At 61.4% G+C, this 19,821-nt stretch carries 18 protein-coding genes and 1 pseudogene; 9 read left to right on the top strand and 10 right to left on the bottom strand.

Annotated features, from left to right (window positions below; genetic code table 11):
* Positions 1 to 185 precede the first annotated feature (185 nt).
* The 6 genes and pseudogenes from AACW30_RS11965 to AACW30_RS11990 all read right to left on the bottom strand — a co-directional run.
* Positions 186 to 320 (bottom strand): annotated as a pseudogene (locus AACW30_RS11965) (phospholipase D-like domain-containing protein); the annotation flags it as partial.
* A gap of 143 nt (positions 321 to 463) precedes the next feature.
* On the bottom strand, positions 464 to 1,681 hold the full coding sequence (locus tag AACW30_RS11970) for a phospholipase D-like domain-containing protein (protein WP_200625082.1): 1,218 nt from the start codon (positions 1,679 to 1,681) through the stop codon (positions 464 to 466).
* 56 nt (positions 1,682 to 1,737) lie between these two features.
* Positions 1,738 to 2,385: a MotA/TolQ/ExbB proton channel family protein gene (locus AACW30_RS11975; RefSeq protein ID WP_106580659.1), complete on the bottom strand. Its 648-nt coding sequence runs from the start codon at positions 2,383 to 2,385 to the stop codon at positions 1,738 to 1,740.
* A 17-nt stretch (positions 2,386 to 2,402) separates the two neighbouring features.
* Positions 2,403 to 4,688 (bottom strand): TonB-dependent receptor, encoded by a 2,286-nt coding sequence (locus tag AACW30_RS11980; protein WP_179677939.1) that lies wholly within the window; start codon positions 4,686 to 4,688, stop codon positions 2,403 to 2,405.
* 24 nt (positions 4,689 to 4,712) lie between these two features.
* Positions 4,713 to 5,447, bottom strand: a complete 735-nt coding sequence (locus AACW30_RS11985) for an energy transducer TonB family protein (RefSeq protein WP_200625083.1) — start codon at positions 5,445 to 5,447, stop codon at positions 4,713 to 4,715.
* Between the two features lie 2 nt (positions 5,448 to 5,449).
* Positions 5,450 to 5,857, bottom strand: coding sequence for an ExbD/TolR family protein (locus AACW30_RS11990; protein ID WP_200625084.1), 408 nt, complete (start codon positions 5,855 to 5,857; stop codon positions 5,450 to 5,452).
* 190 nt (positions 5,858 to 6,047) lie between these two features.
* On the opposite strand from AACW30_RS11990, the gene AACW30_RS11995 reads away from it, so the two are divergent.
* On the top strand, positions 6,048 to 6,602 hold the full coding sequence (locus tag AACW30_RS11995) for a GNAT family N-acetyltransferase (protein WP_124416889.1): 555 nt from the start codon (positions 6,048 to 6,050) through the stop codon (positions 6,600 to 6,602).
* Complete coding sequence (locus AACW30_RS12000) at positions 6,599 to 8,173, top strand: alkaline phosphatase D family protein (RefSeq protein ID WP_200625085.1); 1,575 nt, start codon at positions 6,599 to 6,601, stop codon at positions 8,171 to 8,173. Before AACW30_RS11995 ends, AACW30_RS12000 begins: the two co-directional genes overlap by 4 nt.
* A 70-nt stretch (positions 8,174 to 8,243) precedes the next feature.
* Here the strand turns inward: AACW30_RS12000 and AACW30_RS12005 are convergent, their stop codons facing one another.
* Positions 8,244 to 8,870 (bottom strand): hypothetical protein, encoded by a 627-nt coding sequence (locus tag AACW30_RS12005; RefSeq protein ID WP_106580705.1) that lies wholly within the window; start codon positions 8,868 to 8,870, stop codon positions 8,244 to 8,246.
* Positions 8,871 to 8,959: 89 nt separating this feature from the next.
* Between AACW30_RS12005 and AACW30_RS12010 the strand changes: the two genes are divergently transcribed.
* Positions 8,960 to 9,892, top strand: coding sequence for a LysR family transcriptional regulator (locus tag AACW30_RS12010; RefSeq protein ID WP_200625086.1), 933 nt, complete (start codon positions 8,960 to 8,962; stop codon positions 9,890 to 9,892).
* A 131-nt stretch (positions 9,893 to 10,023) separates the two neighbouring features.
* On the opposite strand, the gene AACW30_RS12015 is transcribed toward AACW30_RS12010, so the two are convergent.
* Together AACW30_RS12015 and AACW30_RS12020 are read right to left on the bottom strand one after the other, a co-directional pair.
* A complete protein-coding gene (locus AACW30_RS12015) occupies positions 10,024 to 10,431 on the bottom strand; it encodes a PA2817 family protein (protein ID WP_200625087.1) in 408 nt (135 codons plus the stop codon).
* Positions 10,432 to 10,506: 75 nt separating this feature from the next.
* Positions 10,507 to 12,954, bottom strand: coding sequence for an acyl-CoA dehydrogenase (locus AACW30_RS12020; protein WP_200625088.1), 2,448 nt, complete (start codon positions 12,952 to 12,954; stop codon positions 10,507 to 10,509).
* Positions 12,955 to 13,145: 191 nt separating this feature from the next.
* On the opposite strand from AACW30_RS12020, the gene AACW30_RS12025 reads away from it, so the two are divergent.
* From AACW30_RS12025 to AACW30_RS12040, 4 genes are all read left to right on the top strand, one after another.
* A complete protein-coding gene (locus AACW30_RS12025; RefSeq protein ID WP_119735554.1) occupies positions 13,146 to 13,805 on the top strand; it encodes a transglutaminase-like domain-containing protein in 660 nt (219 codons plus the stop codon).
* Between the two features lie 56 nt (positions 13,806 to 13,861).
* Positions 13,862 to 14,479 (top strand): glutathione S-transferase family protein, encoded by a 618-nt coding sequence (locus AACW30_RS12030; protein ID WP_106580689.1) that lies wholly within the window; start codon positions 13,862 to 13,864, stop codon positions 14,477 to 14,479.
* Positions 14,480 to 14,613: 134 nt separating this feature from the next.
* A complete protein-coding gene (locus tag AACW30_RS12035) occupies positions 14,614 to 15,546 on the top strand; it encodes an ABC transporter ATP-binding protein (RefSeq protein WP_106580690.1) in 933 nt (310 codons plus the stop codon).
* The gene (locus AACW30_RS12040) at positions 15,543 to 16,322 is read left to right on the top strand and encodes an ABC transporter permease (RefSeq protein WP_106580691.1); all 780 of its coding nucleotides are present in this window, start codon (positions 15,543 to 15,545) and stop codon (positions 16,320 to 16,322) included. The genes AACW30_RS12035 and AACW30_RS12040 overlap by 4 nt, the downstream gene beginning before the upstream one ends.
* A gap of 388 nt (positions 16,323 to 16,710) precedes the next feature.
* Here AACW30_RS12040 and AACW30_RS12045 read toward each other — a convergent pair whose 3' ends face one another.
* Positions 16,711 to 17,256 carry a TetR/AcrR family transcriptional regulator gene (locus AACW30_RS12045; protein ID WP_106580692.1) on the bottom strand — a complete coding sequence of 182 codons (546 nt, stop codon included), beginning with the start codon at positions 17,254 to 17,256 and terminating at the stop codon, positions 16,711 to 16,713.
* 91 nt (positions 17,257 to 17,347) lie between these two features.
* Here AACW30_RS12045 and AACW30_RS12050 point away from each other — a divergent pair, with 91 nt between their 5' ends.
* Positions 17,348 to 18,535, top strand: coding sequence for an MFS transporter (locus AACW30_RS12050; protein ID WP_200625089.1), 1,188 nt, complete (start codon positions 17,348 to 17,350; stop codon positions 18,533 to 18,535).
* Between the two features lie 114 nt (positions 18,536 to 18,649).
* Entirely contained in the window at positions 18,650 to 19,798 is a 1,149-nt protein-coding gene (locus AACW30_RS12055; RefSeq protein ID WP_200625090.1) for a TDT family transporter, read from the top strand.
* Positions 19,799 to 19,821: the final 23 nt, after the last annotated feature.

The raw sequence follows: 19,821 nt of genomic DNA on the forward strand, positions 1-19,821 counted from the left end.
CACCCGCTTGGCCATCGCCGCGTCATGCATCACCACTTCCATTTGAGCTGCCAGGCATCAACTGTGGGAGCGGGCTTGCCCGCGAAGGCGGTGTGTCAGTCAGCGCCTAGGTTGGCTGACACTCCGCCATCGCGGGCAAGCCCGCTCCCACATTGCTTTTTTGCGTAGGAGGAACCGAGTTCAGCTCACGGCTTGCCAGGGTGCGGGTCCGGGTACTGCGCCGCTACATCCAGCGCTTTGGCATACGGCCCCTCCCACAATTGCGCATGCAGCTCGCCCACCCGCTTGGCCATCGCCGCGTCATGCATCACCACTTCCATTTGAGCTGCCAGGCATCAACTGTGGGAGCGGGCTTGCCCGCGAAGGCGGTGTGTCAGTCAGCGCCTAGGTTGGCTGACACTCCGCTATCGCGGGCAAGCCCGCTCCCACTTTGCTTTTTTGCGTAGGAGGAACCGAGTTCAGCTCACGGCTTGCCAGGATGCGGGTCGGGGTACTGCGCCGCTACATCCAGCGCTTTGGCATACGGCCCATCCCACAATTGCGCATGCAGCTCGCCCACCCGCTTGGCCATCGCTGCGTCATGCATCACCACTTCCAGGTTGCGCGAGTTATCCAGGTACCCGCCCAGCCAGTTGCTGGTGCCGACCCATGCTACTTGCCCGTCAATTTCCATGGTCTTGCTGTGGATCACCCGCGCGTAAGGGATAAACCCCTGCTTGGCCTGCGGCAGCGTGACGATTTTGACCTCTACGTTCGGCAGCACGGCGAGGCTTTTGAGGTAGGGCAGTTCCAGCGAGTCGGTGTTCCAGTTGGACACCATCAGCTTGATCGACACCCCACGCGCGGCGGCGGCGCGCACGGCGTTGTCGATCACTGCGTAGTACGGCCGGGTTCGGTCCGGCCCGTAGGACAGCGGTGCGTAGTCGAGCAGTTGCACGCGCACTTCTTTCCTGGCCTCGCTCAACAGGCGCGGCAGTTCCAGCTGTGAATCGCCTACGCCGGGCGGGTTGTAGCGTTGCGGGCTGGCCACCAGATAGTTACCGGTGCGTGCCGGCTCCTGGCCCGCAGCCGGCAGCGGCACGGGTTGCTTATCTGCAAGCGCGGCCTGGGCCTGCCAGTCCTGATTGAAGATCGCCTGCACCTGGCTGACCACGGTGGCATCGCTGATGCGCAAACCGGTCTCGTGGATATGTTCCAGCGAACGCCAATCGAAGTTCTGGCTGCCGACAAACGCCTGCTTGCCGTCCACCACCATGTACTTGGCGTGGATAATCCCGCCGCTCAACTGCCCATAGGCCAGCACACGGAAGGTCAGGTTGGGAATCGCGCGCAGGCGTTCCAGGGTAGAAGCCTCCGACAGCCGAATGCCTTTTTCCTCAAGCAAAAAGCGAATCTTCACACCACGTTTTCCGGCAGCTTCCAGATGCTCAATCACCGTGTCCATCACCGAGCCAGGATGGTCGGCCGCGTAGAACTGGCCGATATCAATGCTGTTTTTTGCGCCATCAAACAACGCGATCCACACCGGCCCCGGCTGGCGCAAATCGGCCGTGCCCAGCGCGGTGTCCACTGGCACGGTGTGCACCAGTTCAAAGCCTGGAATTGAAAAGTCCGCCTGGGCCAGCGGACTGAGGAGCAAGCCGGTGAGGCCGGCAATACGCAACTTCATCGAAAGGGACATAGGCGTCTCATCGGGCAAAAAAACGGCGAGCGCAGGTTGCGCCCGCCGTGGGAGGGTCACGCCGTGCGGCTGTGCAACGGCGTCGGCACCAGGTGCGGCACTTCACTCTGCACGCGGGCACCGGTGGCAGCACGAATCAGCAGGATTTTCAGCTGGTCGTTGATGCGCTCCAGGCTGTCCTGGAAGAAGTTGTGGAACACCACGCAGAACAGCGCGATGGCGATGCCCAACCCGGTGGCGAACAACGCCGTCCCGATGCCACCGGAGATCTGGCCTGGGTCGGACACGCCGGCACTGGCCAGCGCCTTGAAGGTGTCGATGATGCCCAGGATGGTGCCCAGCAGGCCGAGCAGCGGCGCGGCGGTGGTGATGGTCTCGATGATCCACAGGCTGCGCGACAGCGGCGCGCGGGTCTTCAGGTACTGGGTTTCGATTTCGTCGTCCAGGTCCTTGCGCGAACCCTGAGAAGCCTTCTGCGCCAGCACCGGCAGCACCATGTTCAGTGGCAGGCTGTCGCGACGGGTCAAGCCTTGCGGCAAGTCGCGCTCGCTGTGCACGTTGGCGCCCAGCACCTCGGTCAAGGCCCGCGCCTGGCGACGCACGTAGGCGAAGTAAATGCCGCGTTCGATGGTGATGAAAATCGCAATCGCCATGGCGGCGTACATCACATAAAAGGTGATGTCGTGAAGCAGGTTCATGTCCATGATCTATAGCCTCGCAGTTAGAAATTCGCTTCCAGAGAAACAGTGACGGTACGGTCCAGGCCAACGATGTAGGCCGGGTCGCCATCGCGGAAACCGCTGTAGCTCGCCGCGTTGGTTTTGGTGGTGTACACCCCGTCCAGGTACTTCTTGTCGAACAGGTTGTCGACGTTCAGGCGCAGGGTCGCGTCCTTGACGACTTTTTTATCCACGGGCAGGTAGATACCGGCGCCGAGGTTGAAAATGGTGCGCGCCGAGATGGCTTCGTCGTTGGTCAGGTCGCCATACAGCTTGCTGGTGAACTTGCCGCCGAAGGTGCCGTAGAAACGCCCGTCGTCGTAGCCGACGTTGGCCGCCAGCATGTTGGTCGGCACGTTGGCGAACTGCTTGCCACTGGTGGGCAGCACGATGGGTTTGCCGGCGCTGAAGACGGTCAGGTCGTCCTGCTGCTTGGAGCTGGTGTAGGTGTAGGAGGTGTAGTAATTGAAGTGGTGGGGCAGCTTGCCGCTCCACTCCAGTTCCAGGCCTTTGTTGATCACGGTGCCGGCGTTGATGTCGGCCGAATCCCCGTTGCTGTCCAGGGACGTGAGCTGGCGGTTCTTGAACTGCATGTAGAACAAGGTGGCGGCCAGGGTCATGTCTTCGCCGGTGTAGCGCCAGCCCAGTTCCTGGTTCCAGCTCAGTTCCGGTTTGGAGTCCAGCGAGCCGACGCCTTTGTCGTACAGCACGTAGTTCTGCGGAATTCGCATGTTGCGCGACAGGCTGTAGAACAGTTGGTCACGCTCGTCGAGCTGGTACTTCAGGCCGGCATTGGGCAGCAATTTGTTGTAGGTCTGGTCGGCTTTGCCTGGTTGCTCGGTGAGGCTGCCGTGGTTGGTGCCTTCACGCTCGACATTCATGTAGGCAAGGCCGGCGATCAGGGTCCAGTCCGAATTGATGTACCAGGTGTCCTGGGCCCAGACTTTTTGCGCAGGCGTCACGGTGTAGCGGTCGCGGCCTTGTACGGTGTTGCCGTTGGCATCGACCACCGAGTCGCCATCCGGCCAGGTGTCGCTGGGCTTGCCGCTGTTTTTGAGGGCAATGAACGGCTGGGTCTGGCTTTGGCGCGCGCGTTCGTACCAGTAGCCGAACTGCAGGCTGTGGTCGCCCAGGTCCCAGTTGAGTTTGGTGGTGATGCCCGGGCGCCAGGTCTGTGTGCGCGAAGGGCGGTAGTAAACGCCCGTGGTGGACGAACCGTCGGCGTTGTACTGGGCCGCCGTCGGCAGGTTGCCGAGGTCGAAAACGCCGCCCTTGTTCGAGCCGCTGTTGAGCGCATAGGCAGAGGAGCCCACGCCGCTGCCGTTGCCGTAGTAGTAATACGGGATCACCGACAGCGCCAGGTTGTCGCTCAGCTTGTACTGGGTGTTGAGCACGGCGGTAAAGGTCTGGAACGGGTTCTGCGCGAGGTCGTAGTAGCTGCTGATCTTGCCATTGGCGCCCAGCGCCGGCTTGGCCGGGTAGGGGTCATACTTGCGGCCGAACTGCTGGAACTGCGCCTTGGTCAGCTGGCTGTAACTGTTGTTGTCCTGCTCGTGGTACTTGAGGATCAGGTTGGCGGTGTTGCCGTTGCCAGCGTCGAAAAAGCTGTTCCACTCCACCTTGTCCGCCCGCACGGCGCCCGAGCCACGCCACATCTGGCCTTCGGTGTGGGACGCCGACAACCAGTTGCTCAGGCCGTTGACCTCACCGGTGTTGAGGCGCGCAAAGGTCTTGCGCGTGGCGTTGCTGCCGACCACTTGTTTAACGAAGGCCCCGGTTTCCTTGGTCGGGCGAATGGTCACGATGCCGATGTTGCCGCCGCTGGAACCGATATGCGGGCCATCCGCTTCCGACGAACCCTGGGTGACAAAAATCTGCTCGATGTTTTCCGGGTCGCCCAACAGGTTGGAATACAGCGCGTAGTTGCCGGAGTCGTTGATCGGCATGCCGTCGACCGACATACCGACCTGGTCGGAGTTCATGCCGCGCATGGTGAAGCGAAAGCCCGACAGACCGGTATTGTCCTCGCTGGAAATGTTCAGGCCCGGCGTGTACTTGAGCTTGTCGATGGCGTTGCCGGTGGCGGTTTGCTTGTCCAACGCTTCCTTGGTGACGGTCGAGCGGCCCTTGGCGCTCTCTTCCTGGACCATGTAACCGCCCCCCGCAGTTGCCTTGCCCCCCTGTACCCCAATAGTCCCGACGTCACTGTCACTGGTATCTGCCATGACCACTCCGTGGCTCATGCTAGTCGCGGCAACGAGTGCCAGATGAATACGGGTGAACCTCATCACTGTCGTCCTGGTGTCGGGTGCTTATTGCACGCTGTAGTTGAAGGTGGCGGTGAAGCGTTGCTCGTTACGTCCACCGAAGGCTTGTTCGGGGAACGGCTTGACCTGCTTGATGCGACGCAGGCTATTGGTGGCGGCCCGATTGAGCAGCATGCTCGGCGCCGGGGTCTGGATCCCCGCATCGAGCACGCGACCTTGTCGGTCCACCATCAACCAGACCACCACCTCGCCACTGGGGCGTTCGAGAGATGCCTGGCGGCCGGTGGGGTATTGCTTGTACGTATCCAGCTCGTTGCGCAGGCCTTTGAGGTAGCCGCCTTCCAGTGCCTGGCCATCGACTTTGGGCGGCGCCGGCGGGGCGGGTGGCGCAGGTGTCGGCGCTACGGCGGCCTGTACCGGCTTGGCGGCAACCGGCGCCACTGGCGCTGGCGCTGGCGTCGGTTTGGCGGCGACCACCGGCTTGGGCTTGGGCACCGGCTTGGGTTTGGGTTCAGGTTTTGGCAACGGTTTGGGCGGTGGCGGCGGCGGGGCCGGTTCGGCCTCTTCATCCTCGATCACCGGCGGCGGTGGCTCCTGCTCCACCACGGGCTCGGGCACCACTTCTGGCTCGGGCTCGACCAGGGCAAGTTCAACCGCCGACTCGTCATACTGCGGCTGGATTTTCAGGGGTTGGGACTGGATACCCAGTGCAATCAGAACCAGGGCGATCAGGGCCGGGACACTGCCCAGCAGCCGACGCGCACGAAACAGGGCATACATGATCAGGACTTACGCGTGGCGATGGACACGGAGGTAAAGCCACCCAGGCGCAGGGTGTCCATGACTTCCACCAGGCGCGCAACTTCCACGCCTTTGTCGCTGTTGACGATGATGGTCGACTTGGTATCCGGCTTTTCAGCGGCCTTCAGCGCAGGGACCAGAGCGTCGACCGTGAGGTCCTTGCCATCGAGTTGCAGCTGGCCTTGCAGGCCCAGCGTGAGGATGAGTTTGTTCTGCGGCTTGAGTTGCTGCGCGCTGCTGGCGCTGGGCAGTTGAGTCTTCATGCCGAGTGCCGGAATCACGTTCAAACTCACCAGTACGAAAAACACCAGGAGGAACATCATCACGTCGATCATCGGGATCAGCTCGATGTGCGCCTTGCGTTTCTTGGGTTCATCCCAGGTTCTCATTCTGTTGCCCCGTCATTGAATTAGGGGCGACACGCTAACAACCAAAAATGACCGAATGGTTAACTTTAATTGACGTTTTGAAGGCTCTAGGACGCGTCTTTCAGGGGATTTGCCTTGCAGTTTTATGACGTAATGCAATTGACATGAAGGCCATACATTCTTGAAGAATTTATCTCCAGAGCCTGCTCGTATGCCCACTGCATTGCCGCATTTACCCACCTCGCGACTACTATTGCGCGCGCTGCAAATGGACCAGGCCGAGGTGCTTTACAGGCTCGCCAATGGGCCGAAAATTGCTGACAACACGGCCAATATTCCGTCGCCCTATACCTTGCAGACCGCCCAGGACTTTATTGCCGGGATCGCCGAAAAATACCGTGCGGGTGAGGTGCTGAACCTGGGGATGCATGTGCGAGCAACCGGCGAGCTGATCGGCATGGTCAGCCTGCGTCTGAATGCCCGTCATCACGCCGGGCATTTGGGTGGCTGGGTGGCGGCGCACGCTCGCAACCAGGGGTATGCGGCGGAAGCGGCGAGTGCGGTGATGGACTTCGGGTTTGCCACGCTTGGGCTGCAGCGCGTCGGCAGCCAGTGTTTTGGTCGCAACAAGGAGTCGGCGCGGGTCATGCAGAAAATTGGCCTGCACTATGAAGGCTGCCTGCGCGAAGCGTTTTTCAAGAACGGTGTGTACGAGGATTTGCTGACATTCGCCAGCGTGCGCAGCGACTGGGAGCGAGCGTTGTGAGTGGCGCAGTGGATCATGATCGGCGCCGGCTGCTCGCCGGGCTGGCGGTTGCCACTGCGTTTTCGATCCTCAGCCCGTTTGCGCGCAGCGCCGGTGTGGATTACCCGTTCACCCTCGGCGTGGCCTCCGGCGACCCGTTGCCGGATGGCTTTGTGATCTGGACGCGCTTGGCGCCGCTGTTCAATGCTGCGGACGGGCGCGGCGGGTTGAGCCGCGCCGTGCCGGTGCGTTGGCGCGTGGCCAAGGATGCGGCGATGACGCGTATCGTCAAGCAAGGCGAGGTGATGGCAACGCAGCATTTTGCTCACTCGGTGCATGTCGAGGTGGCGGGGCTGGAGGCTGGCAGGCCTTACTGGTACCAATTCGACGGCCTCGGCGCACAGAGCCCGGTGGGCCAGGCACGTACCGCGCCGCCGCTGCACGCGATGGCGGCGGCCACCGTGGGGTTTGTCTCCTGCTCGCACTGGGAGCGCGGTTATTTCAGTGCCTATCGCCACCTGGCGGCGGAGCAACCCGACTTGGTGTTTTTCCTCGGCGACTACATCTACGACAGCTCGTACGCAGCGGACTCAGGCAAGATCATCCGCCCGCACGGCAGCGGCAATGCCGTGAGCCTGAGTGATTACCGTAACCGCTACGCGCTGTATAAAACCGACCCGGACCTGCAGGCTTTGCACGCGGCAGCACCCAGCGTGGCCACGTGGGACGACCATGAGGTGCAGAATGACTACGCCAACCGCTGGTCCCAGGACCCGAAGATTCCGGTTGAGCAGTTTTTAAGGCAACGGGCGGTGGCGTACCAGGCGTTTTACGAACATATGCCACTGCGTGTCAGCAGTGTGCCGAAAGGGCCGGACATGCGTATTTACCGGCGCCTCGATTATGGCCGGCTGGCGCGTTTTCATGTGCTTGATGGCCGCCAATACCGCTCCGAGCAGCCGTGTATTCAGGCTAACGGCAGTCACCAGGGGCATATCGCCGCCAACACCTGCAAGGACCTGCGCGACCCCGGCCGCACGATGCTTGGCTGGCAACAGGAAGCCTGGCTCGACCAGGGTTTTGCCCAGTCGAAAGCGCAGTGGAATGTGATCGCCCAGGACTTGCTGGTGGCGCCGCTGATCCAGCGTGACCTGACCAGCCATCAGGTCGGGCATTGGACGGATGGCTGGGACGGCTACATGGCCAACCGTACTCGGATGCTGGCGTCCATCACGCGCAATCAGGTCAAGAACCCGGTGTTCTGGGGCGGTGATATCCATTCGTTCTGGACCACCGACCTGCATACCGATGGCAATAATCCGGACTCGCCCATTGTCGCAACCGAATTTGTCGGCAGCTCGGTGACCTCCGACGGCCCGCCCTTTGACGCCTTCAGTCAGATCTTGCCGCTCAATCCGCACGTGAAGTTTTTCGACAGTCGCCAGCGTGGGTACGTGTCGGTGAAGCTTGAGGCGTCAAAGATGCTGACGAACTTCCGGGTGATCACTGACCCACGTGACCCGGCGGCGACGGTGTCAACGCTCAAGTCGTTTGTGGTGGAGCCGGGGAGGGCGGGGGCGATTGCGGTTTGATGCACAGTGGGGTGTGTGCAGGTTGGGTGTGGCGAGCGGGCTCGCCACAGGAGGCCCTGTCGCTGGGATTTTAGTCGAGGCTGTAACGCACCGACAGAGCGCCCTTTTTTTCCGACAGGGCCAGGATGGTCACCTGGCCCAGTTCGCTCAACGCTTGCACGTGCGTGCCGCCACAGGCGTAGGCCGGCAATGCGCCGAAACCCACTTCGCGGGTGCCGTCTTCCAGTCTCATGTGGCGCGGGTAGTCGGCGGCGATCCATTGGTCGATTCGGGTTTGAAACGCCTCGGCGTCCACGGCTTGCGCCGCTTGCCCGCGGATAAAGGTGATTTTGCATTCGCCCGGCCAGTGATGGGCTTTGATCGGCATCCAGCCCAAGCTCTCCCCGGCATTGCCAATCAGATGCCCGGCCGAATGCAGGCGCGTGTACAGGGCGCGGCGCTGTTCATCGACCCGTGCGGTGATCGGGCCGGGCGCCACGGGGCGGTCAACATAGTGCACGACGCGATCGGCCTCCTGGGTGACGCGCACCACCTGGCTGTCGCCGAGCCAGCCGGTGTCGAACGGTTGCCCGCCGCCCTGCGGGTGGAAGAGGGTTGACTGCAGCGTGACGGCAAACTGGTCCTCGTGCGGCGTACAGGTCAGCACTTCAAGCTCGGCGGTCAGGTGGTCATGGGTAAAAAACAGGCGCTCGGTCATCATCTACATCCGCATCAGGGTTCTACGGGCAGTATAAATAGTGCGTAGATGGGTGATAATCCGTTCAATTATCAATGGACCTGTGCGTCATGAGCATCAATCTTCCTCTGTCCCTGCTGGGTGAAATGGCGATTTTCGTCAAAGTCGTGGAAACCGGCAGCTTCTCTGAAGCCGCGCGGCAACTGAGCGTTTCACCCTCGGCGGTGAGCCGCAGTATTTCGCGTCTCGAACAGGCCCTGGCCACGCGGTTGCTGCAACGCACTACGCGCAAACTGCGCCTGAGCGAAGGGGGCGAAGAGGTGTTCAAGCGTTGCCAGGAAATGGTCAACGCGGCGCGTTCGGTGATGGAAATCAGCGGCCAGTTTACCCATGAAGCCGAAGGGCTGGTGCGGGTCAGCGTGCCCAAGGCGGTCGGGCGATTCGTGGTGCATCCGCACATGCCGGAGTTCTTGCGCCGCTATCCCAAAGTCGATGTGCAGCTGATTCTTGAAGACCGCCACGTGGACTTGATCGATGACAATGTCGACCTGAGTATCCGCATCACCGACAGCCCACCGCCTGGGTTGGTCGGCCGACAATTGTTGCCCATTGAGCATTTGCTGTGCGCGACGCCACAGTACCTGGCCGAGCACGGCACACCGGGCCATCCGCATGATTTACTCGAGCACAGCTGCATTTACCTGGGTGAAACCCCAGGCGATTCGCGCTGGAAATTCCGCCAGGGCGCCAAGGCGGTGACGGTCGGCGTGCGCGGGCGGTATGCGGCGAATCACACCGGGGTCCGGCTGGATGCGGTGTTGCAGCATGTGGGCATTGGCAGCTTGCCGTACTTCACTGCGCGGCATGCGTTGGAGGAGGGGCGTTTGGTGCAGGTGTTGCCGGCGTGGGATTTTATTGCCTCTTATCATGGCGAGGCGTGGTTGCTGCATTCGCCGACGCGGTATCTGCCGCCGAAGTTGCGGGTGTTTATTGATTATCTGGTCGCGTGTATGGCACGCGAACCGACACTGCGTCGAAGGTAGGGAACGCGGTAGAAAGGTGGGAGCGGGCTTGCCCGCGATGGCGGCGTGTCAGTCAACGTTTTCAGCGACTGATCCGTAGCCTTCGCGAGCAAGCCCGCTCCCACATTCAGAGGGGCAGCGGTCTGAAAAAATCAGTGCTTGCTCTGGTCTTGCGGCATGGCCAGCAGCTGCTTTTCCTGGTTCCAGTCGAACGGTTCGTCGTTCTGTTCGGCCTCGAAGCGCCGCTCTTCCAGGGCCTGGTACAGGTTCAGTTCTTCATCCGGCATGAAATGCAGGCAATCACCGCCAAAAAACCACAGCAGGTCGCGCGGCACCAGGTGGGCGATCTGCGGGTAGCGCAGGATGACTTGGCTCATCAGGTCCTGGCCCAGGTACTGGCTCTCGATCGGGTCGATCGGCAGCAGGGCGCGCAATTCGTCGAAGCGCTCCAGAAACAGGGTGTGGCTTTCCTCGGGCACCTGTTCGGCTTCGCCGACGGCAACCAGGATGCTGCGCAAGTGGTCGAGCAAGACGAGATGATCGGCAACGACGTTGGACACGAGATAAGTCCTCTAAAGCAAAAACGGGCGCGAGAGTATATAGCTCAAGCGCCCGTTTTTATATGACCGCTGGTATCAGCGGACTTTACCCTCAGCCTGGGTCAGCTCTTCCTTGCTGAAATCGTCCACGTCGATCACCTTGCGCCGTGCAGCTTCGGCGTCGCGCAGGGTTTGCGCTTCGCCCGGTTGCAGCACGCCGGCCTGCAGGGCGGCGTCGATGACGTGTTCGCCAGCGGTGGGTTTGACCTGACCGCTTTTGAGCGCCGCGTGGAGTTTTTTCTGCAGCGGATGGCTGGCACCGAGCAGGTCGTAAGCGTGTTGCAGGGCGCCGACCGGGTCTTCTGCCGAACGCGGGCGGTAGCAGCCCGCCAGCAGCTCTTCGAGGGTCGGGTCGCCTTTGGCACGACCAATCACCGCGGCCACCTCGGCGTCCAGTGCATCGGAGGGTCCGGTGTGGCGGCGCCCGAACGGGAACACAATGACCCGCAGCAGGCAACCGAGCAGCCGGTTCGGGAAGTTGCTCAGCAGCTCATCCAGCGCACGCTCCGACTCGCCAAGGCTTTCTTCCATGGCCCAGGCGAACAGCGGTTCCAGATGGTCCGGCGAATCCAGGTCGTGGTAACGCTTGAGCGCCGCCGACGCCAGGTACATATGGCTCAGCACATCGCCCAGGCGCGCCGACAGGCGTTCGCGACGTTTCAACTCGCCGCCCAGCAGCATCATGCTCAAGTCAGCGAGCAGGGCGAACGCGGCAGCCTGGCGGTTCAGTGCTCGGAAGTAACCCTGGCTCAGGCGGTTGCCCGGCGCTTTCTCGAAGTGACCTACGCCCAGGTTCAGCACCAGCGTACTGGCGGCGTTGCTCACGGCAAAGCCGATGTGTTGCATCAGCAGGCCGTCGAATTCCTTCAATGCCTGATCGCGGTCTTCGCGGCCGGCCAGGGCCATTTCCTTGAGCACGAACGGATGGCAGCGAATCGCGCCCTGGCCGAAGATCATCAGGTTGCGCGAAAGAATATTCGCGCCTTCCACGGTGATGAAGATCGGTGCGCCCTGCCAGTTACGGCCCAGGTAGTTGTTGGGGCCCATGATGATGCCCTTGCCGCCGTGCACGTCCATGGCGTGGCTGATGCATTCGCGGCCGCGCTCGGTGAGGTGGTACTTGAGAATGGCCGACAGCACCGAGGGTTTCTCCCCCAGGTCGACTGCATTGGCGGTGAGGATGCGTGCGCTGTCCATCAGCCAGGCGTTGCCGCCAATGCGCGCCAGGGCTTCCTGGATACCTTCGAACGCCGACAGCGGCACGTTGAACTGCTCACGCACCTGGGCGTATTGGCCCGTTACCAGGCTGGTGAACTTGGCCGCACCGGTGCCGACCGCAGGCAGGGAGATCGAGCGGCCCACCGACAGGCAGTTCATCAGCATCATCCAGCCCTTGCCGAGCATTTCCTGGCCACCGATGAGGAACTCCAGGGGGATGAACACGTCTTTGCCGGAGTTGGGGCCGTTCATGAACGCAGCGCCCAGCGGCAAGTGACGACGGCCGATTTCCACGCCGGGGGTATCGGTCGGGATCAGCGCCAGGCTGATGCCCAAGTCTTCCTTGTCGCCCAGCAGGTGGTCCGGGTCATGCGCCTTGAATGCCAGCCCCAGCAGGGTCGCGACCGGGCCGAGGGTGATGTAGCGTTTCTCCCAGTTCAGGCGCAGGCCAAGGGTTTCCTTGCCTTCCCATTCACCTTTGCAGATCACGCCGGTGTCGGGCATGGCGCCGGCGTCGGAGCCAGCCAGCGGGCCTGTCAGCGCAAAGCATGGGATGTCATCGCCACGCGCCAGGCGCGGCAGGTAGTGGTTACGTTGCTCGTCAGTGCCGTAATGCAGCAGCAGCTCGGCCGGGCCGAGGGAGTTGGGCACCATCACGGTGGACGCCAGGTCGCCGCTGCGGGTCGCGAGTTTCATCGCAACCTGGGAGTGGGCATAGGCGGAGAAGCCCTTGCCGCCGTATTCCTTGGGAATGATCAGGGCGAAGAAGCCGTGGGTCTTGATGTGCTCCCAGGCGGCGGGCGGCAGGTCCATGGCCTGGCCGATTTCCCAGTCGCTGACCATCGCGCAGAGTTCTTCGGTGGGGCCGTCGATGAAGGCCTGTTCTTCTTCGGTCAGTTGCGCCTTGGGGTAGGCCAGCAACTTGTCCCAATCAGGGCGGCCGCTGAACAGTTCGCCATCCCACCACACGGTGCCGGCGTCAATCGCGTCGCGCTCGGTCTGGGACATCGGCGGCAGGACTTTCTGGAACCAGCTGAACAGCGGCTTGGTGAAATATTGGCGGCGCAGGTCGGGCAGCAGCAAGGGCAGGGCCACGGCCGCGATCAACACCCAGAAGACCAGCAGCAGCCAACCCGGTGCGTGGCTCCAGGCGCCCATCGCCAGCAGGTAAACGGCGACCACGCCCAGGGCGGGCAGGGGCGCAGTGCGGCGGTGTGCCAGGTAGGCAATGCCGACCACCAGAACCAGTATCCACAACAACAGCATATTCAATCCTCCGTGAAACCAGGGGCGAAACCACCATGGAGCTTAGTCGGCATCCGAAAAAGCGCGGTGATCAGGGTGTAACGAGTTGTACGCGAAGCACCGACCACCAGGCGCCGACATTTGGCCGAATCGTCGTTATCTCTGCGCCAAATCAGTCGTTAGACTCAAGGCTTCCTTCGGAGATAACGCGCATGGATACGTACCTGAGTCCCAGCCGCTTCATCGATAGTGACCACCCTGCGGTGGTGGAGTTCGCCGAAAAACATCGCGGCCCGAGCGCGGATTTACGTGACCAGGCAGTCAGTCTTTATTACGCCGTGCGTGAGGCGATTCGCTACAACCCTTACACCTTCAGCCGCGACCCAGGCACTTTGAGCGCCAGCTTCGCCCTCGCCGCCGGTGAGAGCTACTGCGTGCCCAAGGCCACCCTGCTGGCCGCGTGTGCCCGCCACTGCGGCATCCCGGCACGCATCGGCCTGGCGGATGTGCGCAATCACCTCTCGACACCGCGCCTGATCGCCCTGCTCAAAAGCGATGTGTTCGCCATGCACGGCTACACCGAGTTGTACCTGCGTGGCCGTTGGGTCAAGGCCACGCCGGCGTTCAACCAGCAGCTGTGCGAGGTGTTTGATGTACCGCCGCTGGAATTCGATGGGATCAACGACAGCGTGTTTCATGCCTTCAACCGCCAGGGCCGGCGCTCGATGGAGTACGTGCGGGACCATGGGCAGTTTTCCGACGTGCCGGAGGGTTTTTTCTTCGCGCATATTCAGCAGTGTTACCCGCACCTGTTTGCCGAGGACATGCCGACCCTGCTGGGGGACATGCAGAGCGATTTAAGCCGCGCCTGAACCGGCGTATGCTGCTGCGTTCATCAAGCCATGTTCATCAACGATAAGGCGCGGTCATGCTGAAAATCTGGGGTCGTAAAAATTCATCAAACGTCAGGAAAGCACTGTGGTGCGCCGAGGAACTCGGCCTGGACTATGAAGCAATTGATGCGGGCGGGGCATTTGGTGTGGTCGATACACCGCAATACCGCGCGCTGAACCCCAATGGCCGGGTGCCGATGATCGAAGATGGCGACTTCGTGCTGTGGGAGTCCAACACCATCGTGCGTTATCTCTGCGCCAAGCAGGCGTCGAGCTGGTACCCAAGCGACCTGCAAGCCCGGGCGAATGCCGAAAAGTGGATGGACTGGACCACCTCAACCCTCGCCGAACCGTTCAAGGCGGTGTTCTGGGGCATCCTGCGAACCCCGGCTGAAAAACAGAACTGGGACAGCATCAATGCCGGGCGCCAGGCCTGTATCGACGCATTAGGCACCGTGGATAAAGCCCTGGCAGAGCAGCCTTACCTGTCGGGCAACGAAATCGGCATGGGTGATATCCCACTCGGCAGCTTTATCTATGCCTGGTTCGAAATGCCTATCGAACGGCCTTCGATGCCCCATCTAGAGGCCTGGTATCACCGTCTGCAGCAACGGCCGGCGTACCGCAAAGCGGTCATGACCGCGTTGACGTAATACCCACTATTAATACGGGTGACTGTACTTGTGCGGCGCAGGCAAGCACCATGCCTGTCATGCGCCGCCGTTGAACTACCTGGGCTGCGCCCTCATCTATTGTTTCTATTCCCTTCTTTGGTGCGTATTCCGATATGAGTTCCGCTCTGTCCATCCGGCAGCTAACCAAAACCTACGGCAACGGTTTCCAGGCCCTGAGTGGTATCGATCTGGATGTTGCCGAAGGTGACTTCTTCGCCTTGCTCGGCCCTAACGGCGCCGGCAAATCCACCACCATCGGTATCCTCTCGACGTTGGTCAACAAGACCAGCGGCACGGTGAATATCTTTGGTCATGACCTGGACAAATCCCCGGCGGCGCTCAAGCGTTCCATCGGCGTGGTGCCCCAGGAATTCAACTTCAACCAGTTTGAAAAGACCTTCGACATCGTCGTGACCCAGGCTGGCTACTACGGCATCCCGGCGAAAATCGCCAAGGAGCGCGCCGAGCAGTACCTGACCCAGCTGGGCCTGTGGGACAAGCGCGACGTGCCTTCGCGTTCGCTGTCCGGCGGCATGAAGCGCCGCCTGATGATCGCCCGCGCGCTGGTGCACGAACCGCGCCTGCTGATCCTCGACGAGCCCACCGCAGGTGTGGACATTGAGTTGCGTCGCTCGATGTGGACCTTCCTCACCGAGCTGAACGAGAAGGGCATCACCATCATCCTCACCACCCATTACCTGGAAGAGGCTGAGCAGCTGTGCCGCAACATCGGCATCATCGACCACGGCACCATCGTCGAGAACACCAGCATGCGTAACCTGCTGGGCCAGCTGCATGTGGAAACCTTCCTGCTCGACCTGAAAAACAACCTGTCGGTGGCGCCGCAGCTGCTTGGCTACCCAAGCCGGCTGGTCGATGGTCATACCCTGGAAGTCCAGGTGGACAAGGCCATGGGCATCACCGCGCTGTTCACCCAATTGGCCGCCCAGAACATCGAAGTGCTGAGCCTGCGTAATAAAACCAATCGCCTTGAGGAGTTGTTCGTGTCCCTGGTGGAGAAAAATCTGGCGAAGGTGGCGGTATGAGTTCCGAACTGCAACCCAACATTGTCGCGCTGCAGACCATCGTCTACCGCGAAGTGAAGCGCTTTACCCGGATCTGGCCGCAGACGCTGCTGCCGCCGGCGATCACCATGGTCCTGTACTTCGTGATCTTCGGTAACCTGATCGGCCGTCAGATCGGCGACATGGGTGGCTTCACCTACATGGAGTACATCGTGCCGGGCCTGATCATGATGTCGGTGATCACCAACTCCTACGGCAACGTGGTCTCCAGCTTTTTCGGCAGCAAGTTCCAGCGTTCCATCGAAGAGTTGATGGTGTCGCCGGTGTCGCCGCACACCATCCTGATCGGCTACACCCTCGGCGGCGTGCTGCGGGGCTTGATGGTGGGGGTGATTGTGACCTTGCTGTCGCTGTTCTTCACTCATCTGCAAGTGCATCACCTGGGCGTCACCATTTTGGTGGTGGTGCTGACGGCGACGATCTTTTCGCTGCTGGGCTTTATCAACGCGGTGTTTGCACGCAATTTCGATGATATTTCGATCATCCCGACCTTCGTGCTGACGCCGCTGACGTACTTGGGCGGGGTGTTCTACTCCATCACCTTGCTGCCGCCGTTTTGGCAGACCGTGTCGCTGGCCAACCCGGTGCTGCACATGGTCAATGCCTTCCGCTACGGCATCCTGGGCGTGTCGGATATCAAGATCAGCGTGGCGATCACCTTCATGCTGGTGGCCACCGTGGTGCTGTATGTCGGCTGCGCGCGGTTGCTGGTGAGCGGGCGCGGGATGCGAACGTAAGCAGTCAGTTGCCATAAAAAAAGGCCTCTTTATGAGGCCCTTTTTTTTGGCGTGCAGAAAAGCCCTGTGGGCGCTGGCTTGCCTGCGTTCGGCCACTGGGGTTGACGGGGCCTATCAGATCAAAAGCAAGATCAAAAGCAGAGCACGGCGGCCTGGTAGCCGACCTGAGTGGTAGAAGCGAAAGCAGCACAACACCACATCAACCTGATACACAGAGATCCAAATGTGGGAACGGGCTTGCCCGCGAATACGGTGTGTCAGCTACACATGAGCGACTGACCGACCGCCTTCGCGAGCAAGCCCGCTCCCACAATTTAATCGAGTTCAGCGCTCAAGATCAGTGGGCTGTCAGGCTGCCGAGCTCTGCTTTTCTGTAGGCGCTGGGCCCTTAGTCTTTCAGAGCCAGCTCGATCAGTTCATGCAGTTCTTCAACCGGTAGCGGCGCACTGGCAAACAGGCTGCGGTAAACCGTGGGCGCGGCGATCAGGTTGAGCAACCGGTCCAGGCTCGGCAGTGCGTCGTGGGTGCTCTGGTAGCGGTCGAGAATGACCTGCATCTGGCCCATCAGGATGTTGCTGCAGTAGTCCCGGGGATGGCTGCACTGCACGTCGCGCATCATGTTGCGCCCAAGCTCGGAACTCATTTCGTCCAGGTATTGCTCGCCCCACGCACGCAAATCGCCGCGCAGGCTGCCGGTGTTGGCGGGTTCACTGTCTGGGCGCAGGCGTTCCAGCGCCACGTCGGCGAGCAGCGCAGACAAGTCACCCCAGCGGCGGTAGATGGTCGACGGCGTGACGCCCGCGCGCGCAGCGATCATCGGCACGGTGACGCTGGAACGCTCATGGGCTTCTAGCAGTTCGCGCGCGGCGTTATGCACTGATTCTTGAACCCGGGCACTGCGGCCCCCCGGGCGAAGGCCTTCTTTAATCGCCATGCGTAAAACCTTAACACAAAGAATTTGCTTTAAGCGCTTGCGGGTAGCACACTCTGCAAAAGCAAAATATTAGCTTTAGCGGAGTGTGCACATGTCTAGCGTCATTTCTCAACGTTCCAGCCTGGCGTTCCTGGTCATCACGATGTTGACCTTTCTGGCTGCGTCCAGCGCGCCGACGCCGTTGTATCAGGTGTATCAGGACAACCTGCATTTCTCCGCAGCAATGCTCACGGTGATCTTCGGCGTGTACGCCGTGAGCTTGCTGGCGGCGCTGTTGAGCGTCGGTTCGCTGTCGGACCACGTGGGGCGCAAGCCGGTGATTTTCGCCGCGTTGCTGCTGAATATTGTGGCGATGCTGCTGTTTATCAATGCTGACAGCACCGCCTGCCTGATTGCCGCTCGGGCGCTGCAAGGTTTCGCCACCGGCACGGCAACTGCAGTGTTGGCGGCAACGCTGCTGGACACCGACCGCCTGCGCGGGCCGATGCTCAATAGCCTCGCGCCGCTGTTGGGCATGGCCAGCGGCGCCTTGGGCAGTGGCTTGCTGGTGGAATACGCGCCACGCCCGACCCAATTGATCTACTTCACGCTGCTAGGCCTGATGGTGCTGCAGGCGCTTTACGTGTGGCGCATGCCTGAAACCGTCAGCCGCATTCCGGGTGCCTTGAGGTCGTTGGCGCCCACCCTGCATGTGCCTGCGCAGGCGCGCCGGGCCTTGTGGCTGGCGATGCCGCTGAATGTGGCAGTGTGGGCGCTGGGCGGGTTCTTTTCATCGCTGGCGCCTTCGCTGGTGCGAGCGGCGACGGGCTCGACCTCGCATTTGATCGGCGGCGGCCTGGTCGCAGTCGTGACCTTGAGCGGTGCGGTGATGATTTACAGCCTGCGCGATCACCCGGCACACAAGGTCATGCGTCTGTCGGCGGTCCTGCTGGCGGTGGGCGTGGCGTTGTTACTGGTCGCGGTGCAGAGCGCCAGCCTGTGGCTGTTCTTTGTTGCCAGTGTGATAGCAGGCTTTGGCTTCGGCGGTGGGTTCATGGGCAGTGTGCGCAGCATCGTCAGCTTGGCGTTGCCCCATGAGCGGGCCGGGTTGATGTCAGCTTTTTATGTGCTGAGCTACCTGGCGTTCTGCGTGCCGTCACTGCTGGCGGGCAACCTGAGCCGCGTGTTTGGCCTGATCGCCACCACCGATGGTTATGGCGCAGTGCTCATCGTGTTGGCGCTCGGCGCGCTGGCAGGCTTGCTGATGCAAGGGGCGGCGCGGGCCAAGGCTACGGTTTAGCCGACCTCCCTATATTGGCAAAGTAGATAACAGATAGAGATATTACCCGTTATATAGATATTCAATCCGGCTCTATGATGGTCTCAACCTCATGCGAGGAAGAGGATTGCCATCATGACCTGCTCAACTGCCATTACTTACAAACCCTTCAGTCACCTGGCCCGTCCACGGGAAGTGATTCGCCAGTTCACGCCCAACTGGTTTGCCGCCACCATGGGCACCGGCGTGCTGGCCCTTGCGCTGGCCCAAGTGCCGGCCCACTTGCCCGGCCTGCACACCATTGCCGAAGGGCTGTGGATGTTCACCGTCGGCCTGTTCGTGCTGTTCAGCGTGTTGTACGCGGCCCGTTGGCTGATGTTTTTCCACGAGGCGCGGCGGATTTTCGGGCACTCCACCGTCTCGATGTTCTTTGGCACCATCCCCATGGGCCTGGCGACGATTATCAATGGTTTGCTGTTGTTTGGGCTGCCGCGCTGGGGCGCCAATGTGGTGCCGTTGGCCGAAGCCTTATGGTGGCTGGACGTGGCGATGGCCCTGGCCTGCGGCGTGCTGATCCCATTCATGATGTTCACGCGTCAGCAGCACAGCATCGACCAGATGACCGCCGTGTGGCTGTTGCCGGTGGTCGCCGCTGAAGTCGCTGCCGCCAGCGGTGGCCTGCTGGCGCCGCACCTGGCCGACGCTCACTCGCAACTGGTGATGCTGGTGACCAGCTATGTGCTGTGGGCGTTTTCCCTGCCGGTAGCCTTCAGCATCCTGACCATCCTGATGCTGCGCATGGCCTTGCACAAACTGCCTCACGCCAACATGGCCGCGTCCAGCTGGCTGGCCCTCGGCCCTATCGGCACCGGTGCATTGGGTATGTTGTTGCTGGGCGGCGACGCACCGACGATCTTCGCGGCCAACGGTTTGCCAGGCGTAGGGGAGATGGCCAACGGCCTCGGCCTGGTGGCCGGCATTACCCTGTGGGGCTTTGGCCTGTGGTGGATGCTGATCGCCGTGTTGATCACCCTGCGTTACCTGCGCGCCGGCATTCCGTTCAACCTGGGCTGGTGGGGTTTTACGTTCCCGCTGGGGGTTTATGCCTTGGCCACACTGAAGCTTGCGAGCCTGCTGCACCTGGGGTTCTTCAGTGTGTTCGGGTGCGTGCTGGTGGTGGCGTTGGCGCTGATGTGGCTGATCGTTGCCACGCGCACTGTGCAGGGCGCCTACAAAGGTGAGCTTTTTGTATCGCCCTGCATTGCAGGACTAGGGAATAAGTAAGCGGGATTAGGTAAAGTCGTGGC

Origin of the sequence: Pseudomonas sp. MF6747, assembly GCF_963890955.1 — a bacterium.
Classification (GTDB): Bacteria; Pseudomonadota; Gammaproteobacteria; order Pseudomonadales; family Pseudomonadaceae; genus Aquipseudomonas.

Bases quoted from the DNA above. Each gene is read 5' to 3' on its own strand.
- AACW30_RS11985 (WP_200625083.1), bottom strand. From the start codon at position 5,447: ATGTATGCCCTGTTTCGTGCGCGTCGGCTGCTGGGCAGTGTCCCGGCC.
- AACW30_RS11970 (WP_200625082.1), bottom strand. From the start codon at position 1,681: ATGTCCCTTTCGATGAAGTTGCGTATTGCCGGCCTCACCGGCTTGCTC.
- AACW30_RS12030 (WP_106580689.1), top strand. From the start codon at position 13,862: ATGCTGAAAATCTGGGGTCGTAAAAATTCATCAAACGTCAGGAAAGCA.
- AACW30_RS11990 (WP_200625084.1), bottom strand. From the start codon at position 5,857: ATGAGAACCTGGGATGAACCCAAGAAACGCAAGGCGCACATCGAGCTG.
- AACW30_RS11975 (WP_106580659.1), bottom strand. From the start codon at position 2,385: ATGGACATGAACCTGCTTCACGACATCACCTTTTATGTGATGTACGCC.
- AACW30_RS11980 (WP_179677939.1), bottom strand. From the start codon at position 4,688: ATGAGGTTCACCCGTATTCATCTGGCACTCGTTGCCGCGACTAGCATG.
- AACW30_RS12005 (WP_106580705.1), bottom strand. From the start codon at position 8,870: ATGACCGAGCGCCTGTTTTTTACCCATGACCACCTGACCGCCGAGCTT.
- AACW30_RS12055 (WP_200625090.1), top strand. From the start codon at position 18,650: ATGACCTGCTCAACTGCCATTACTTACAAACCCTTCAGTCACCTGGCC.
- AACW30_RS12010 (WP_200625086.1), top strand. From the start codon at position 8,960: ATGAGCATCAATCTTCCTCTGTCCCTGCTGGGTGAAATGGCGATTTTC.
- AACW30_RS12050 (WP_200625089.1), top strand. From the start codon at position 17,348: ATGTCTAGCGTCATTTCTCAACGTTCCAGCCTGGCGTTCCTGGTCATC.
- AACW30_RS12020 (WP_200625088.1), bottom strand. From the start codon at position 12,954: ATGCTGTTGTTGTGGATACTGGTTCTGGTGGTCGGCATTGCCTACCTG.
- AACW30_RS12025 (WP_119735554.1), top strand. From the start codon at position 13,146: ATGGATACGTACCTGAGTCCCAGCCGCTTCATCGATAGTGACCACCCT.
- AACW30_RS12040 (WP_106580691.1), top strand. From the start codon at position 15,543: ATGAGTTCCGAACTGCAACCCAACATTGTCGCGCTGCAGACCATCGTC.
- AACW30_RS11995 (WP_124416889.1), top strand. From the start codon at position 6,048: ATGCCCACTGCATTGCCGCATTTACCCACCTCGCGACTACTATTGCGC.
- AACW30_RS12035 (WP_106580690.1), top strand. From the start codon at position 14,614: ATGAGTTCCGCTCTGTCCATCCGGCAGCTAACCAAAACCTACGGCAAC.
- AACW30_RS12045 (WP_106580692.1), bottom strand. From the start codon at position 17,256: ATGGCGATTAAAGAAGGCCTTCGCCCGGGGGGCCGCAGTGCCCGGGTT.